The sequence below is a fragment of the Faecalibacterium sp. i21-0019-B1 genome, from assembly GCF_042852915.1.
GTDB classification, from domain to species: Bacteria; Bacillota; Clostridia; order Oscillospirales; family Ruminococcaceae; genus Faecalibacterium; species Faecalibacterium taiwanense.
The window spans coordinates 289,696-304,363 of sequence record NZ_AP031425.1; the positions used below are offsets into that span (position 1 = coordinate 289,696).

Annotated in this window: 13 protein-coding genes and 2 tRNA genes; 9 read left to right on the forward strand and 6 right to left on the reverse strand. The window is 56.2% G+C overall.

Features of this window, described 5'->3' with window-relative positions; all coding sequences use genetic code 11:
* The first annotated feature begins 21 nt into the window (after positions 1 to 21).
* Both ACGHP1_RS01375 and ACGHP1_RS01380 read left to right on the forward strand, forming a co-directional pair.
* Complete coding sequence (locus ACGHP1_RS01375; RefSeq protein WP_097774646.1) at positions 22 to 726, forward strand: HdeD family acid-resistance protein; 705 nt, start codon at positions 22 to 24, stop codon at positions 724 to 726.
* Between the two features lie 197 nt (positions 727 to 923).
* Complete coding sequence (locus ACGHP1_RS01380) at positions 924 to 2,330, forward strand: NAD(P)/FAD-dependent oxidoreductase (protein WP_097774647.1); 1,407 nt, start codon at positions 924 to 926, stop codon at positions 2,328 to 2,330.
* Between the two features lie 62 nt (positions 2,331 to 2,392).
* Here ACGHP1_RS01380 and ACGHP1_RS01385 read toward each other — a convergent pair whose 3' ends face one another.
* The 4 genes from ACGHP1_RS01385 to ACGHP1_RS01400 form a co-directional block, all read right to left on the reverse strand.
* Positions 2,393 to 2,869 (reverse strand): peptidylprolyl isomerase, encoded by a 477-nt coding sequence (locus ACGHP1_RS01385; protein ID WP_005943496.1) that lies wholly within the window; start codon positions 2,867 to 2,869, stop codon positions 2,393 to 2,395.
* Between the two features lie 128 nt (positions 2,870 to 2,997).
* The gene (locus ACGHP1_RS01390) at positions 2,998 to 3,801 is read right to left on the reverse strand and encodes a TIGR03915 family putative DNA repair protein (protein WP_298638159.1); all 804 of its coding nucleotides are present in this window, start codon (positions 3,799 to 3,801) and stop codon (positions 2,998 to 3,000) included.
* Complete coding sequence (locus ACGHP1_RS01395; RefSeq protein WP_044953876.1) at positions 3,780 to 5,138, reverse strand: putative DNA modification/repair radical SAM protein; 1,359 nt, start codon at positions 5,136 to 5,138, stop codon at positions 3,780 to 3,782. The genes ACGHP1_RS01390 and ACGHP1_RS01395 overlap by 22 nt, the downstream gene beginning before the upstream one ends.
* Before the next feature lie 225 nt (positions 5,139 to 5,363).
* Positions 5,364 to 5,996, reverse strand: coding sequence for a LexA family transcriptional regulator (locus ACGHP1_RS01400; protein ID WP_005943491.1), 633 nt, complete (start codon positions 5,994 to 5,996; stop codon positions 5,364 to 5,366).
* Between the two features lie 221 nt (positions 5,997 to 6,217).
* Between ACGHP1_RS01400 and ACGHP1_RS01405 the strand changes: the two genes are divergently transcribed.
* The 3 genes from ACGHP1_RS01405 (at position 6,218) to ACGHP1_RS01415 (ending at position 7,450) form a co-directional block, all read left to right on the forward strand.
* Positions 6,218 to 6,305: transfer RNA gene (locus ACGHP1_RS01405), tRNA-Ser, on the forward strand.
* 34 nt (positions 6,306 to 6,339) lie between these two features.
* Positions 6,340 to 6,433 (forward strand) — tRNA-Ser (locus ACGHP1_RS01410).
* Positions 6,434 to 6,520: 87 nt separating this feature from the next.
* Complete coding sequence (locus tag ACGHP1_RS01415) at positions 6,521 to 7,450, forward strand: AEC family transporter (protein WP_390507339.1); 930 nt, start codon at positions 6,521 to 6,523, stop codon at positions 7,448 to 7,450.
* 22 nt (positions 7,451 to 7,472) lie between these two features.
* Here the strand turns inward: ACGHP1_RS01415 and ACGHP1_RS01420 are convergent, their stop codons facing one another.
* Positions 7,473 to 8,228, reverse strand: coding sequence for a TraX family protein (locus ACGHP1_RS01420; protein WP_097774649.1), 756 nt, complete (start codon positions 8,226 to 8,228; stop codon positions 7,473 to 7,475).
* A 251-nt stretch (positions 8,229 to 8,479) separates the two neighbouring features.
* Between ACGHP1_RS01420 and ACGHP1_RS01425 the strand changes: the two genes are divergently transcribed.
* The 4 genes from ACGHP1_RS01425 to ACGHP1_RS01440 all read left to right on the forward strand — a co-directional run bounded on the left by ACGHP1_RS01425 (position 8,480) and on the right by ACGHP1_RS01440 (position 14,057).
* Complete coding sequence (locus ACGHP1_RS01425; RefSeq protein WP_005943485.1) at positions 8,480 to 9,361, forward strand: LysR family transcriptional regulator; 882 nt, start codon at positions 8,480 to 8,482, stop codon at positions 9,359 to 9,361.
* A 153-nt stretch (positions 9,362 to 9,514) separates the two neighbouring features.
* Positions 9,515 to 11,095, forward strand: coding sequence for a lipase (locus tag ACGHP1_RS01430; protein WP_097774650.1), 1,581 nt, complete (start codon positions 9,515 to 9,517; stop codon positions 11,093 to 11,095).
* Between the two features lie 666 nt (positions 11,096 to 11,761).
* The gene (locus ACGHP1_RS01435) at positions 11,762 to 12,169 is read left to right on the forward strand and encodes a hypothetical protein (RefSeq protein ID WP_097781243.1); all 408 of its coding nucleotides are present in this window, start codon (positions 11,762 to 11,764) and stop codon (positions 12,167 to 12,169) included.
* A 280-nt stretch (positions 12,170 to 12,449) separates the two neighbouring features.
* A complete protein-coding gene (locus ACGHP1_RS01440) occupies positions 12,450 to 14,057 on the forward strand; it encodes a recombinase family protein (RefSeq protein WP_390507342.1) in 1,608 nt (535 codons plus the stop codon).
* 140 nt (positions 14,058 to 14,197) lie between these two features.
* On the opposite strand, the gene ACGHP1_RS01445 is transcribed toward ACGHP1_RS01440, so the two are convergent.
* A complete protein-coding gene (locus ACGHP1_RS01445) occupies positions 14,198 to 14,551 on the reverse strand; it encodes a cupin domain-containing protein (RefSeq protein ID WP_005943480.1) in 354 nt (117 codons plus the stop codon).
* Between the last annotated feature and the right edge of the window lie 117 nt (positions 14,552 to 14,668).

The window sequence follows — 14,668 nt, forward strand, 5'->3', positions numbered from 1 at the left end:
AAGGAAAGGAACGTGATCTCTATGGTAAAAAAGCTCAAATGGAATCTGGTGCTCATGAGTGCGCTGTATCTGGGTCTGGGCGTTTTTCTGCTCATGAAGCCCACCACGGCCCTGAACATCGTGTGTTATGCGCTGGGCGCTGTGGTGCTGGCCTGCGCGGCGGTGCAGCTCATCCGCTATTTTGTGGTGGAACGCGGTGTGTTCCAGAGCCAGCTCACCCTGATCTCCGGCATCATCTGTCTGGCATTGGGTGCGTTCCTGATCCTGCGCAGCGACATCGTGGTGAGTATCCTGCCCATCGTGTTCGGCCTGTTCGTGATCTTTGACAGCATCAGTCGTGTGCAGAACGCACTGGATCTGCGCCGCTGCGGCTATTCCAGCTGGAAGAGCTTTCTGCTGCTGCCGGTGCTCAGCGTGGTGCTGGGCGTTATCATGATCCTGAACCCCTTCGGCACCATGGAAACGCTGGTCATGGCCATTGGCATCATCCTGATCGTGGAGGGTTCCATCAATCTGCTCAGCGCCCTGTACACGGTGCTGGCCGTGCGCCGTTTTGCCAAACTGCACCCGGAGACTCAGTCCATGCTGGAGTCCCTGACCGGTGAAGACCTGAACGGTGACGGCGTAGTCGCCCCGGATGTGACCCGCACCGATGCCGAGGCCAGCGCTGTGGAGCTGGATGAGGTGGACGAGAGCGCCACTGTGGAACAGGAGAACGAGAAATAAACCCTCTCAGGCGCTCCGCGCCAGCTCTCCCGAAGGGCGAGCTTAATGCGCTGTTTTGATGACGTTTTCCTCATACTGTGAAGAAGGTGTACCCTTTCTTCCGCAGGAAAAAGCTCCCCCCTCGGGGGAGCTGGCAACGCCGTCAGGCGTTGACTGAGAGGGTTTTATACTAACGACTAAGCAAAGGAAAAAGAGAAATGGAAAAGTATGATCTGATCATTGTCGGTGCCGGCCCGGCTGGCATTTTTACCGCTGTGGAGCTGCTGCGCCACGGCAGCAAAAAGAAGATGCTGCTGGTGGAAAAGGGCAAGCCCGTGGAAAAGCGCCACTGCCCCAAAGCCGAAGTGGGCCACTGCGTCAACTGCCGCCCCACCTGCGCCATCACCACCGGCTTTTCCGGTGCAGGTGCCTTCTCGGATGGCAAGCTGAGCCTCTCCTATGAGGTGGGCGGCGACCTGCCCACCCTGATCGGAGAGGAGTTTGCACAGGAGCTTATCAACTACACCGACAAGATCTACCTTGAGTTCGGCGCAGACCCCCATGTGGAGGGCATCTACACCGGCGAGGAGATCAAGGAGATCCGCAAGAACGCCATCCATGCCGGCCTGAAGCTGGTGGACTGCCCGATCCGCCATCTGGGCACAGAGAAGGCGCAGCAGCTGTACCTTGCCATCCAGAACTATCTGGCCGACAACGGCGTGGAGATGCTGTTCAATACTGAGTGCGAGAACATCATCCTTGAGAACGAGGAGTGCAAGGGTGTGCTGCTGAAGGACGGCGATCAGGTCCGGCCTGTGTATGCGGATACCGTGGTCATTGGCACCGGCCGCCGCGGTGCGGACTGGCTGGAAAAGATCTGCGCCGAGCACCACATTGCCCACAAGCCCGGCACCGTAGACATCGGTGTGCGCGTGGAGTGCCGCAACGAGGTCATGGAAAAGGTGAACAAGGTGCTGTATGAGTCCAAGCTCATTGGCTACCCCAAGCCCTGGAAGAACAAGGTGCGCACCTTCTGCCAGAACCCCGGCGGCTTTGTGGCGCAGGAAAACTACGACAACGACCTTGCCGTGGTCAACGGCCACAGCTTCAAGGAGAAAAAGAGCGAGAACACCAACCTTGCGATTCTGGTCTCCCACAACTTTACCGAGCCGTTCAACCAGCCTATTGCCTACGCACAGAAGGTGGGCGAGCTGACCAACATGCTGGGCGCAGGCCACATCATGGTGCAGCGCTACGGCGACATTCTGGACGGCAAGCGCACATGGCAGAAGGAGCTGGCCCAGTCCAACGTGAAGCCCACCCTGAAGGATGCCGTGGCAGGCGACATTACCGCCGCCATGCCCTACCGCGCCATGACCAACATCATTGAGTTCATCAAGATGCTGGATATGGTGGTGCCCGGCTTTGCCGCCAACGAGACCCTGCTGTACAGCCCGGAGCTGAAGTTCTACTCCAACAAGGTGAAGATGGACGAGAACCTTGACACCAACATCAAGGGCCTGCACTGTCTGGGCGACTCCTCCGGCTGGACCCGCGGCCTGATGATGGCTTCGGTCATGGGCGTGCTCATGGGCCGCAAGCTGGCCGAAAAGGAAGGCTGCTAAAAACAAGCATCAACAAAAAATCCCGGCACCGCAAGGTGTCGGGATTTTTTTAGGTTTGAAATTCAGCCCTCAATGAGCTCCACAGTCTTCATCTTGACCGGGGTGGTGGGCTTATCGTTCCAGTCGGTGCGGACAGCTGCGATCTTATCCACAACATCCATGCCTGCAACCACCTTGCCAAAGGCAGCGTACTGGCCGTCCAGATGAGGTGCATCCTGATGCATGATGAAGAACTGGCTGCCGGCGCTGTTGGGGTTCATGGCGCGTGCCATGCTGATCACGCCGCGGGTGTGCTTGAGCGGATTGTTCACGCCGTTTGCAGCAAACTCGCCCTTGATGTTCCAGCCGGGGCCGCCGGTGCCGTTGCCCAGCGGGCAGCCGCCCTGGATCATAAAGCCGGGGATCACGCGGTGGAAGGTCAGGCCGTTGTAAAAGCCCTCGCTGACCAGCTTCTTGAAATTCTCACAGGTGATAGGAGCGGCTTCTTCGTTCAGCTCGATATCGATGATGCCGCCGTCTTCCATAGTAATGCGAACCATAACGCTACAATACTCCTTTTGTGTTGCCCCGCAGCAGTGCGGGAGTGTTCGGCAGAAGGCCTGCCGGATATCTCTTATAGTATACCATAGGTTTTGGGGGTTGCAACGCCGCAGATGCAACGTTTTTGTTAAAATTCATCTTTCATCTCCACCATATCGGCCCAAAAGCGCTTGGGGCAGTGGGTCATGCGGCATTTTTCGTTGTGGCGGGCCTTGATCTCCAGCGTCTGGTAGAACTGCTTCCACAATGCCTGAAACTGCTGCTCCCGCTCGCTGGGCGGCGGCAGCTCCAGCGGTGCAGCCAGCTCCAGCAGCCGGGCCTTGTGGTCCTCCTGCAGCAGCACAGCCTGATGCACCGCATCGTAGATCATAAAGTTCTCTTCCGGGAAGCGCCCGCAAAAGTGGGGCCGCAGCAGCGGTAGGATGTAGTTTTTGGGGTGGATGACGGCGCCCAGCATCCCGTCGTGCTCCTCAAACCGCACAAAGCCCTGAAACTTGTCCACTTCCCAGTCAAGGCTTTTCTTCATCTCATACAGCGGGGCCACGTCCGGGTGGCCGGTGCGCTTCACGGTGCCGGGGCCGAGGGCGAAGGCCAGATGCAGAAAGCGGATGAGCAGCAGCTCTTTGTCCTCCCGCCCGGAGAGGAAATCCCGGCTGACGAGGTACTCTGTCTCGGGGCCAAGCTTTCTGCCAAAGCTGGCAAACACCCGCTGAGCCTTGGCGTGGTCGGTGGGGATGTCCTTGACCGGGTACAGGGTGGAAGTTTCCCGCTGGGGTGTCCACACCGCAAAGGGGATCTCGTGCTGGGCAAAGCTCTCGAACACGCAGCACAGAAAGCCTTCAAAGCTGCTGTCGTAGAGGTACACCACATCCGCATCGTGGAGCCTGCGGGCTTTCTGAACTTGAATATTTACAGCGCCTTCGCCAGACATTGCACCGCCTCCTCCCGCACCATGCGCATGGCTGCGCGCGGTGCCACGCCCTGCGTGATCAGATCGTCCACCGCAGGCGGCGTGAACAGACTGAGCTGTTCGCAGCTGCCGCCGAACACGTTGGGGTCGATGAGCGCCTGCGTGATGCGCTCCCGCCCGGCGGTGCCGCGGCCCGGGTGCGCACCCGCAAAACCCTTGCAGGTGATGAAATACTGTGCCCGCTTGAGCACCACGCCCATGCGCTTCAGCTCGTCCAACCCAAGGCTGGAAAGCTTGCGCGCGTGCCAGATGCGCCGGGCGCTTTTGGGGCCGATGCCCGGCACACGCAGCAACATTTCAAAGGGCGCGCGGTTCACATCTACCGGAAAAAGCCCGTAGTGTTGCACGGCCCAGTTGCATTTTGGGTCGAGGTAGGGGTTGAAGCTCTGGTTGGCTTCATCCAGAATTTCGTCTGCCTTGAACTGGTAAAACCGCAGCAGCCAGTCAGCCTGATACAGCCGGTGCTCCCGCAAAAGCGGGGGTTTGGTGTCCAGCGCAGGCAGGCGGGTGTCCTCGGCTACCGGGATGTAGGCGGAGTAGAACACCCGTTTCAGACTGTACTTCTGGTACATGCCCTCAGTGAGCTTTAAAATGTGGTAGTCTGTCTCCGGCGAAGCGCCTACGATCATCTGGGTGCTCTGCCCAGCGGGTGCAAACTTTGGCGCATGGCGGTAGACGGTCAACTCCTGTTTGCTCTGCGCGCCGGAAACTGCGATCTGCTTCATGGGCCGGAAAATGGAGTGCCGCCCTTTGTCCGGGGCCAGCAGGTTCAGGCTCTGCTCACTGGGCAGCTCCACATTCACGCTCAGGCGGTCGGCCAGATATCCCAGCTGCTGCAACAGTTCCGGGCTGGTGCCGGGGATGGCCTTGGCGTGGATATAGCCCCCAAAGCGGTATTCGCCCCGCAGCAGCCGCAGGGCGGCCAGCATCCGTTCGGTGGTGTAGTCCGGCGTGCCCAGCACCGCGCTGGAAAGGAACAACCCTTCAATGTAGTTGCGGCGGTAAAACTCCACAGTCAGCTCAGCCAATTCCCGGGGCGTGAAGGTGGCACGGGGGATATCGTTGGACTTGCGGTTGACGCAATAGCTGCAGTCGAAGGCACAGCAGTTGGTCATGAGCACCTTTAAAAGGCTCACGCAGCGGCCATCAGCGGTAAAGGCGTGGCAGCAGCCCGGTGCATAGCAGCTGCCAAGAATGCCTGCCCGCGCGGTGCGGGATGCGCCGCTGGAGGTGCAGGCAACATCATATTTGGCGCTGTCGGCCAGAATGGTAAGCTTGTCCATCAGGGTCTGTTCCATGCAGAATACACCTCCAAAGTGGGAAAAGGGTCAAAAAATAAAGCCATGCGCAAAATGCAGATGGCTTTACATCAATTTGTGCCGAACTCCTTCAGTCACGGCTGCCGCCGTGCCAGCTCCCCTGGAGGAGGAGCCTTTGGCAGTACGGGAAAGTTTCCGGTTTTGCCAAGGCCTCCCTCCATGAGGGAGGTGGCTGCGAACAGCGTGAGCAGACGGAAGGAGTTATTACCACTTCGCCTTGGTCTCCACCACGCGGCCGGCGATGTGCAGATGATTCAGGTCCTCGCCCTTGATGACCATTTCGCTGTAGGCCGGGTTGAAGGGCTGCAGCACCACGCAGTTGCCGCGCTGGATATAGCGCTTCAGGGTGCCCTCGCCCTCATCGCCGTAGATCAGCACGCCAAGGTCGCCGTTTTCCAGTGTGTCCTGCTTGTGCACAAGGGCAAGGTCGCCGTCCTGAATGCGGGGCTCCATGCTGTCGCCGCGCACCACCAGATAAAAATAGTTGGAGGGGTCCTTCACACGGGCATACTCCTGACCGTAGTCCTCCTCAAAGGCGAGGGCACCGTAACCGGCCTTTACCGTGCCGATCACCGGGATCAGGCTTTCAGAATAGCTGCCAAAGAACCGCTCTTCCGGGGCGGAAACATTGCTTACCGGGCGGTACAGGCCCAGCAGATAATCTGCTGTGGTGTTCAAAAGCTCGGCAATGCGGGCCACGGTAGACGGATCGGGAGAGGACTTGCCGCTTTCCCATTTGCCGACAGCCTGCTGTGTCACGCCCAGTTTGGAAGCCAGCTCAGCCTGGCTGATGCCCTGCTTTTTGCGGCACTGCTTCAAAAGTTCTGAAAACGACATGGTATATTTCTCCTTTACACCGCGAGGAAATTTTCTTGTGTTTATTATACAACAAAAAGGTGTACTTGTAAAGACCTGAAACAGGCCAAGACCCAAAAAGGTTGTGGTAAATTTTGTTTTTAAGGGCTGAAAGAAAAAAATTGCGCCAAAGGCTTGACACCGGCGTGCAAATCTGGTAAATTAAATAGGCATTCGACACGGCGTAAGGCGGATGTCCACAAGGAGAGATGTCCGAGTGGTTTAAGGAAGCAGTCTTGAAAACTGCCGTACGGCAACGTACCGTGGGTTCGAATCCCACTCTCTCCGCCATTTTTTATTGAATAAGTGTAACACACTTTGCTCTGGAGTAGTACTCAAGAGGTCGAAGAGGCGCCCCTGCTAAGGGCGTAGGTCGTCTAAACAACGGCGCGAGGGTTCAAATCCCTCCTACTCCGCCAAGAAAAAGCTCGTTGATTCGTTGAAATCAATGGGCTTTTTCCTTTGTAAAGGAAAAATGCGGCTTGTGGAACAAAGAGGAGGAACCAATGGCGTTTGGCGTTTTGGCAGGTCAGATCACGGTGATCTTTCTGGAAGTGCTGCTGGGCTATGTAGGTGCACGCAGCGGCATCATCAAGGATCGTGACAGCAAGTTTTTGTCGGATTTTATCATGAAGCTTCTGCTGCCCTGCACCATGCTGGCTGGTGCAGCCGTGGACGGTGAGCCGGAGCTGCTCACTCAGGCAGGGGTGCTGTTCGTGCTGCTGCTGGTACTGTTTGTGGTGACGACCGGCCTGTGCCGGTTGAGCAGCTGGCTGCACCATGACACGCCGGGCAAGTATGCGGTGCTGGTGGGCACGGCGGCTATGCCCAACTGCGGCTTCATCGGCCTGCCGCTGTGCAGCGCCCTGCTGGGCACCGCGCGCGGCACTGTGTTTGCAGGCATGGCCATGGCCTCCTATAATGTATGGTTCTTTACCTATGTGGTGTGCCTGTTCCGCCCTGGCGAGAAGATCCGGCTCAAGACCTTCATCACCCCCACCAACATTGCCACGGTGGCTATGCTGGTGCTGCTGGCCACCGGCTGGCGGCTGCCCGCACCGGTGCAGCAGTTCTGCAGTGCGGTGGGCGGCTGCACCACCCCGCTGGCGCTCATGATCGTAGGTGTGCTGCTGGCAGACAGCGACATCCGTGCGCTGCTGCACACCGGTTTCCTGTACCGGGTCACCCTGCTGCGCGGTGTGGTGTTCCCGCTGCTGTTCATGCTGCTGCTGTGGCTGCTGCCGCTGGACAATGTGCTGCGCACCGGCCTGTCCATCATCGCCTGCTGCCCGGCCGGCAGCCTTGCCGCTGTGCTGGCCAAGCAGACCGGCATCGAGGCGACCCTTGCCAGTCAGGCGGTGGCCCACTCCACCGTGTGTATGCTGGTCACAGTGCCTGCCATGCTGCTGCTGACCGGTGCGATGTTCCCGATGTGAGAAGCTGTAAAAAAGCCCGCTGTTATAGCATAAGGTTCGTGATACCTGCTAGAACCAGCAGGTGCACCGGGTAGAACCAGTAAAAGGCCTTTTTTTGCAGCGGACTGCACGCGCCGCGCTGCCCGTTGTAGAACCAGACCAGCACAAAGGCCAGCGGCGCGGTCAGCTCGAACAAAAACAGCAGCGCACCTGCAAGGCATTGCCGCTTGCGGTCTGCGCGGGTCAGGTACAGGGTGCAGATGATGAGCACGCCGATGGCGTGGTAGTCGGTGTTGGCAGCCAGCGCCAGCGCGGCGCAGCCGCCCGCCCACACAAGCCCCTGCCAGCCGGGCAGGCCGTTTTCCTTTTCAAAGCGCTTGAGCCCTGCCATAGCCAGCACGCCCAGCGCCAGCGTCCAGTAAACGTTCTGGTGCTGCGGGGCGAACGGTGTGCGGAAAAAGGCAAGGTCAAAAGGCACCTCGCTCAGAAGGCCGAACAGCAGAAGCCGCCGGACGTATTTTTTTACATCGTGGGTGTGCAGAAAGCCCTCCACGGCCAGAAAGCAGAAGATGGGAAAGGCCAGCCGCCCGATATACCGCAGCACACGGTCTGCCGCCAGCAGGGTGCTGACCGGGATGCCACCGCAGCTGGCAGCACCGGCGGCGAGGGCCGGCAGCAGGATACCGGCTTCGATGCAGGAAGCGCCGATGTGATCAATGAGCATGGTGATGCAGGCGATGTATTTGAGCGCTGTGCCGCTGAGTCCACAGCGGACAGGGGCTTTGGCAGTCTCGGTCATAAGGAATCCCTCACTTGATAAAAAATCTACTTTTTGTGCTTTTTAATGATACGGCGCAGGCTGGCAGGCTCCTGCGTCATCTTTGACAAAATACGCCGGAAAGGCGCATAAATCGGGCAAAAATGCTTGACAGAAAAGGCGCGGGATAGTACAATCAAGAAGATAATTGAACTATCTCAAATGAAAGATGAAAAAGATTCACAGAGAATCGGGCGTCTCCGAACCAGTAAAAACGGAAGGAGGCTTTGGGCATGACGCTTTTTTCCTACGAGATTTTTGATGCCGTGGCCCGGCAGGGCAGCTTCAACAAGGCGGCACAGCAGCTGCACCTGACCCCATCGGCCATCAGTCACGCCATTGCCGTAATGGAGGAGGAGCTGGGCTTTGCTCTGTTCAACCGCGGCAAGAACGGCGTATCCATGACCAGCTACGGCGCATCCCTGTATCCCTCTATTCGCGATGTGCTCAACAGCGACGAGGCCCTCAAGCAGAGCATCGCCCGCCTGAACGGCCTGGAAAAGGGCAAGGTGAAGCTGGGCGTATTCAACTCGGTGTGTGCTTCGCTGCTGCCGGGCCTGCTCAAAAGCTTTATGACCCATTACCCGCAGATCGAGATCGAGGTGTATCAGGGCACCTACGACGATGTGAAGGAATGGCTGCGAACTGGTCAGGTGGATATCGCGTTCCTTTCCTCCACCTGCCGTGAAGAGTTCAACCTCACCGAGCTGTTCCGCGAGCCGCTGCTGTGCATCGTGCCGCAGGACTGGCCCGAACCGGAAAACGGCGTGATGACTCCCGCCCTGATGAATGGCCAAAGCTTCGTTGTGCAGTGCGATGCCACCGATGCTGAAATGCGCCAGTTCCTGAAAAAATATAAGATCGGCACCGAGCGCCGCTGCCATGTCATCGACGACCAGTCCAACATCGCCATGGTGGAAGCAGGTCTGGGCATTTCCATCATGCCGCAGATGCTGCTGCGCGACTGCAAGGCTGCGATCAAGATCTATCCCATCGAGCCAGAGGAAGACCGTGTGGTGGGCCTGGCTGTGCAGCGCCCCGCCGCAATGGCCCCGGCAGTGGAACAGATGTTCCACCACATCGTAGACTACTGCAGGCAGATCGAGCTGAGGTGAGCCGGACACCTTTATACTATACCATAAAACAGTCTGTGTGTGGAGCATGGACTGTTTTTTTATTAAAAGAGAGCAATTGTATCAGCGTGCAAAATCCGCTATACTTAGAAAAACAGGCTGGTTTTATGCAGAAGCCTTGATTGGAGCAGAAAGATGAAGACCATAAAACGACGTGCCTTTTGCAAGGCGGCAGCAGCTGCCGTGGCAGGCGTGCTGGCCCCGCACGCGGCGGCAGAGGCTTTGCTGCCGCAGGCCGCACAGGCTGTGGTGGGCAGTGCGGTGCCGGAGGATTACTACTCCTTCGCTTTCCGCAGCGACCACAGCGAAACAGATCTCTCCCACGATTTTTATTATACAGATGCCTTTTTTGAGAATACGGCGCTGCAGTACAGTCACAAGCTGGCACTGGCAACGCTGGGCCTTGTGGCGGCAAGCGGCAACACCTACCAGAGCGATGCGCTTTACTGGGTGGAGGGTGAAGCGGGCCGTGAGAACAGCATTGCGGATGCCTACCAGAAGCTTGGCTTTGCCAATGCGGTCTATGCGGGCTACCAGTGCAGCCTGAACACCCCGGTGGATACCGCGGGCTGTGCTTTTGCGCAGAAAACACTGGTACAGGATGGCCAGCGCACCACCATTATTGCAGCCATGCTGCGCGGTGTCGGCTATGGCGCCGAGTGGGCCAGCAACCTGCATGTGGGCGAAGGCGGCGGGCACTATGGCTTTGTGACAGCAGCAGAGCATTTTTTTGAGGATCTGCAGGACTACCTGAAAAAAGCCGAGGCTGCAGCGGGAACGCTGGGCACCATCAAGCTCTGGCTGGGCGGCTACAGCCGCGGCGCGGCTGTGGCAAACCTGACGGCGGCGCGCATCCGGCAGCAGCTGCCGCAGATCGCGCAGGAAAATACCTTTGTTTACACCTTTGCCGCACCGGCGGCACTGACGGCAGCAGACCGCCCGGATCTGCAGGCGGACTACGACAACGACCACACTGCAGACGGAGGACTGAAAACGGATTGGGATGTAAGCAATATCTTCAACATCATTTCCAGCGGCGACATCGTGGCCCGCGTGATGCCGGAAGAGTGGGGCTACCACCGCAACGGAAACGACCGCTTTCTGCCCTCCACGGCGTACCAGAACGAGCTGGATGATCTGAGCATCATCGAGAGCCGGATGGGCGGCGTGCCGCTGCGGTTCGACCAGCTGGCCACAAAGGAAGATGTGGATTCGGTGATCGTGGCGGCTCTGGCGTTCTGCAAAAGCGCCGCAAATTACCACGAAAAATATGAAGCTGCCTTTATGGATATGCTGCAGTGTGCTTTTACCCTCTCGGAGAAAGAGGCAGCCGAGGGCGTGATCCTGGACGATGAAGCTGTGATGGAACGGCTGCGCAGCATGGAGAACATCCGTAAAATGTCGTGGACGAAGGTGCTGCGCTGCGTGATGACGGCTTCGGCCATGAGCCGACCCATTCTGGAGCAGGTGGGGGCCATCGTGCCGCTGCGGGCGCAGCAGGTGGTGGTGCCGGTGCTGGCGGTGGGTCTGTGCTACGAGGTGGAGAGCGATGTGCTGCGGATGCTGGTGTACTACATCCTCAGCCTGATGAGCGTGAACAGCCCGGCAGACAGCGTTCTGCGTGCGGCATTCTGCCACTACCCGGAAAACTACATCACCCTGATGGAATATTACGACCCCGCCGAGCACGGCATGGAAGCCTATACCCGAAAATAAAATCTCCGGAAATAAAAAAGAGGGGCTGTTGCAAAATAAAAATGCGATAGCAGCTTGCACAAAGGAATAGCGCAAAATCAAAAACCCGGAACCCTTTCTGAGCCATTTTGGCCCCGAAAAGATTCCGGGTTTTGTGCTATTTGCTGGCGCAGGAGCGTTCTGCTGCCCCGCCTGCGGCGTGGCCATGCTGTTCGAGTCCTGTACCGCCCACCATACAGTTCGTACTCGAACCCGATTCTTTACGAAAAAGGGTTCGGGTACGTTTTTTGTTTACAGGAGGTTCTGCGAAAGGACTACTCGGAACGGTAAACAGGAACGAACAAAGGCAGGGTATCATCATGGCGATGGTATCCTGCCTTTTACTTTGCGGAATCAAGTTCGCTTTGTGCGAACTTGGTCGTCACCCTATATGACGCATTGGGGGCAATCGCTGTGTACGTGCGTACCGGGAGAGCGTGTACACCTCTGGCAAGGTGTAACACACTAGACTTTGTTCCAAAGTCTGTGTGCTAAGGGGTCAAGCCCCTTAGAATCCCTGCGGAGCGTGTACGCACGTACGCAGAAAAATGACAAAATTTCACTATATCAGGGTATTCTTTTCTTGGTAGGTGTGATATACTCGGCTTAGTTCAACAAATCGAAAGTTGACAAAGGAGTTGAGCTGATATGAAAAAGAAAATCATCATATTGCTGTCTGTTGTGATAATTCTTTTGATGGGCATTGTTGTATGGTTTAATATTCCACTCGACTTGATGGACTTAGACCCTAATGAGGTCATGGAAATAGTTGTTTTCAATGGCAATAGCGGAAACGCAACACATATTACCGACAAAGAGCAGATTCAGCATATTGTCGAAAATTTGAATGGCGTCGAATTAAAGCGGTCAAAGCCGTCTTTGGGATATATGGGATATAGTTTCAAAGTTACTATTTATTTGTCTGATGGCAACGAGGCAGGCGATTGGAATAATTTTATTATCAATTCAGATGATACAATTAGAAAAGATCCATTTTTCTATTCTGTTACAAAGGGAAATATTGATTACAGCTATATTGAAGGTATCGTAGAATAACAAAAATTCCCGTTTGCCGTACTCGTTTCCAGCAGGGTCTGGGGCAGGCACGCCCCAACAAGAACACTTCAAAACGCGGGAGCGTTGCAGAAGTGCAGTCCCGGAAGGGCACAACATTTTCAAGAATTGAAAATTTGTGGCCACGGGACGATTCTTGCTCTCCCCTTTTTCGCTGCGTTTCGTAATTTTCACATTTCAATCTGCTCGCAGATTGTTGACAAGCTGCGCTTAACTCGATACTATAAAGGCAACCCGAACATACTGCCAAGGAGGTGCAACCATGACCGCCGTAATCTACGCCCGCTATTCATCCGACAGCCAGCGAGAAGCGTCCATTGAAGGACAACTGCGCGACTGCAAGGACTACGCCGAGAAGAACGGCATCACCGTGGTCGGCACCTATATTGACCGCGCCTACTCTGCCAAAACAGATGACCGCCCAGACTTTCAGCGGATGATCAAGGACAGCGGAAAGAAAATCTTCGATGTGGTTCTGGTCTGGAAGCTGGACCGCTTTGCCCGGAACCGATTCGATGCCGTGAACTACAAGTACCAGCTGGAAAAGAACGGTGTCCATCTGGTGTCTGCTATGGAACCCATCTCGCAGGGACCTGAAGGCATTATGGTGGAGAGTATGCTTATCGGCATGGCGGAATACTATTCCGCCGAACTCGCCCTGAAAGTGGCGCGCGGTGAGCGCGAAAATGCCCTCCAGTGCAAGTACAACGGCGGTGTGGTGCCGCTGGGCTTCACCATTGGCAAGGAGGACAGGCTGTACCATATCGACCCGGAAACAGCTCCCGTTGTACAGGAGATCTTCAGCCGGTATGCCGACGGCGAACCTGCTGAGAAAATCGCAGCATCCCTGAACGAGCGTGGCCTGCGCACCCGAACCGGAAAGCCGTTCGTGAAGAACAGCTTCTTCCAGATTTTCCGGAACCGCCGTTACATAGGTGAATACCGATATAAGGACATCGTAACACCGGGCGGCATTCCGGCCATCGTGGACGAGGACTTGTTCGACCGGGTGCAGCAGCGTTTCGAGCAAAACAGGATTGCCCATGGTCGACCCGCAAAAGAGGATGTGAGCTATCTGCTGACCACCAAGCTGTTCTGCGGCAAGTGCGGCACCCTGATGGGCGGCGAGAGCGGCACTAGCCACATGGGAAACACCTACTATTACTACAAGTGCGGCAACGCCAAACGCCACGGCAAGGCGCACTGCGACCTGAAAGCTATCCGCAAAGAGCCGTTGGAACGGTTCGTGGTGGAGACTGCCATTAAGGTGATTTTCAGCGATGAAATCATCGAACAGCTGATAGATTTGATTATGGAAGCCCAGCAGCAGGAGAACACCCGACTGCCTGTTTTGAAAGACCAGCTCCGGGATACAGAGAAGCGGCTGGCAAACCTTCTGGAAGCCATTGAACAGGGCATCCTGACCCCGACCACCAAGCAGCGGCTGGACGAACTGGAAGCCCGGAAAGAAGCTTTGAACACCAGCATTCTGGAAGAAGAGCTGAAAAAGCCCGTCCTGACCCGCGAGTGGATGCGGTTCTGGTTTGAAAAATTCCGCAAGGGTGACATGAGAGACATGGAGCACCAGCGGCAGATCATTGATACCTTTGTCAACTCGGTCTACGTCTTTGACGACCGGGTCGTGCTCAATTTCAACTTCACGGACGATTCCAAAACCATCTCCCGTGAAGAGGTGTTGGGTTCGAGTGCTGTGGAGAATGCTCCACCAAAACAAGAGCCTCTGACTTTGGTCAGGGGCTTTTTTGTTGCGTCATCCACGAACCCACGTCAGATCCGGACGGTACAGGACTCGAACAGCACGTGCCGAGCGCAGCGAAGGCAATCAAAGCCCCAGTGGGGCTTTGATTAGTGCGCGGTTCCCAACGCCTAGGAATGTCTATCGGGATGACTGCCGTTTTGTGGTGGGCGGTACAGGACGAGAACCGGAACGAGCAAAGGCAGGGTATCACCATGACGGTGGTATCCTGCCTTTTGCTTTGATATGTTTTATCAGTAGATCACAGCATCCGTTGCAGTATAGCCTTCGAGAGAATTCTCCTTGACCTGAATACAGATATAAGTGATCTCAGAATTGCTTGCAGCAAAGAACTGGCGCTTTGCCATGGGAGAAATCTTCAGCCAGTCGCCTACTGCAAGGCTGATTTCTTCGCCATCGATAACGACCTTGCCTTTGCCGGAAAGAACACCGTAGATTTCCTCATTTGCCTTGTGGGAGTGAACAAATGGAACATTTGCTCCCGCAGGAAGCGTATTCAGGCTGATCTCCGCACCAGTCAGGGCGAGCTTTTCATGAAGCTCCGTCCGATTTTCTTTTCCAACTGTCATTTTTGTGTAGCTTGCCATTGTAAGCACCTCCAATTTGATTCGCAATCTTTCATTGCCTGAGCTAAGTATAGAAGCTTACACATTCAAAAACAAGTACGCACCTTTTTGTAACTGTACACTCAAAAATGAATGTGC

Bases quoted from the DNA above. Each gene is read 5' to 3' on its own strand.
- ACGHP1_RS01440 (WP_390507342.1), top strand. From the start codon at position 12,450: ATGACCGCCGTAATCTACGCCCGCTATTCATCCGACAGCCAGCGAGAA.
- ACGHP1_RS01375 (WP_097774646.1), top strand. From the start codon at position 22: ATGGTAAAAAAGCTCAAATGGAATCTGGTGCTCATGAGTGCGCTGTAT.
- ACGHP1_RS01430 (WP_097774650.1), top strand. From the start codon at position 9,515: ATGAAGACCATAAAACGACGTGCCTTTTGCAAGGCGGCAGCAGCTGCC.
- ACGHP1_RS01395 (WP_044953876.1), bottom strand. From the start codon at position 5,138: ATGGAACAGACCCTGATGGACAAGCTTACCATTCTGGCCGACAGCGCC.
- ACGHP1_RS01415 (WP_390507339.1), top strand. From the start codon at position 6,521: ATGGCGTTTGGCGTTTTGGCAGGTCAGATCACGGTGATCTTTCTGGAA.
- ACGHP1_RS01435 (WP_097781243.1), top strand. From the start codon at position 11,762: ATGAAAAAGAAAATCATCATATTGCTGTCTGTTGTGATAATTCTTTTG.
- ACGHP1_RS01380 (WP_097774647.1), top strand. From the start codon at position 924: ATGGAAAAGTATGATCTGATCATTGTCGGTGCCGGCCCGGCTGGCATT.
- ACGHP1_RS01425 (WP_005943485.1), top strand. From the start codon at position 8,480: ATGACGCTTTTTTCCTACGAGATTTTTGATGCCGTGGCCCGGCAGGGC.
- ACGHP1_RS01390 (WP_298638159.1), bottom strand. From the start codon at position 3,801: ATGTCTGGCGAAGGCGCTGTAAATATTCAAGTTCAGAAAGCCCGCAGG.
- ACGHP1_RS01400 (WP_005943491.1), bottom strand. From the start codon at position 5,996: ATGTCGTTTTCAGAACTTTTGAAGCAGTGCCGCAAAAAGCAGGGCATC.
- ACGHP1_RS01420 (WP_097774649.1), bottom strand. From the start codon at position 8,228: ATGACCGAGACTGCCAAAGCCCCTGTCCGCTGTGGACTCAGCGGCACA.
- ACGHP1_RS01385 (WP_005943496.1), bottom strand. From the start codon at position 2,869: ATGGTTCGCATTACTATGGAAGACGGCGGCATCATCGATATCGAGCTG.
- ACGHP1_RS01445 (WP_005943480.1), bottom strand. From the start codon at position 14,551: ATGGCAAGCTACACAAAAATGACAGTTGGAAAAGAAAATCGGACGGAG.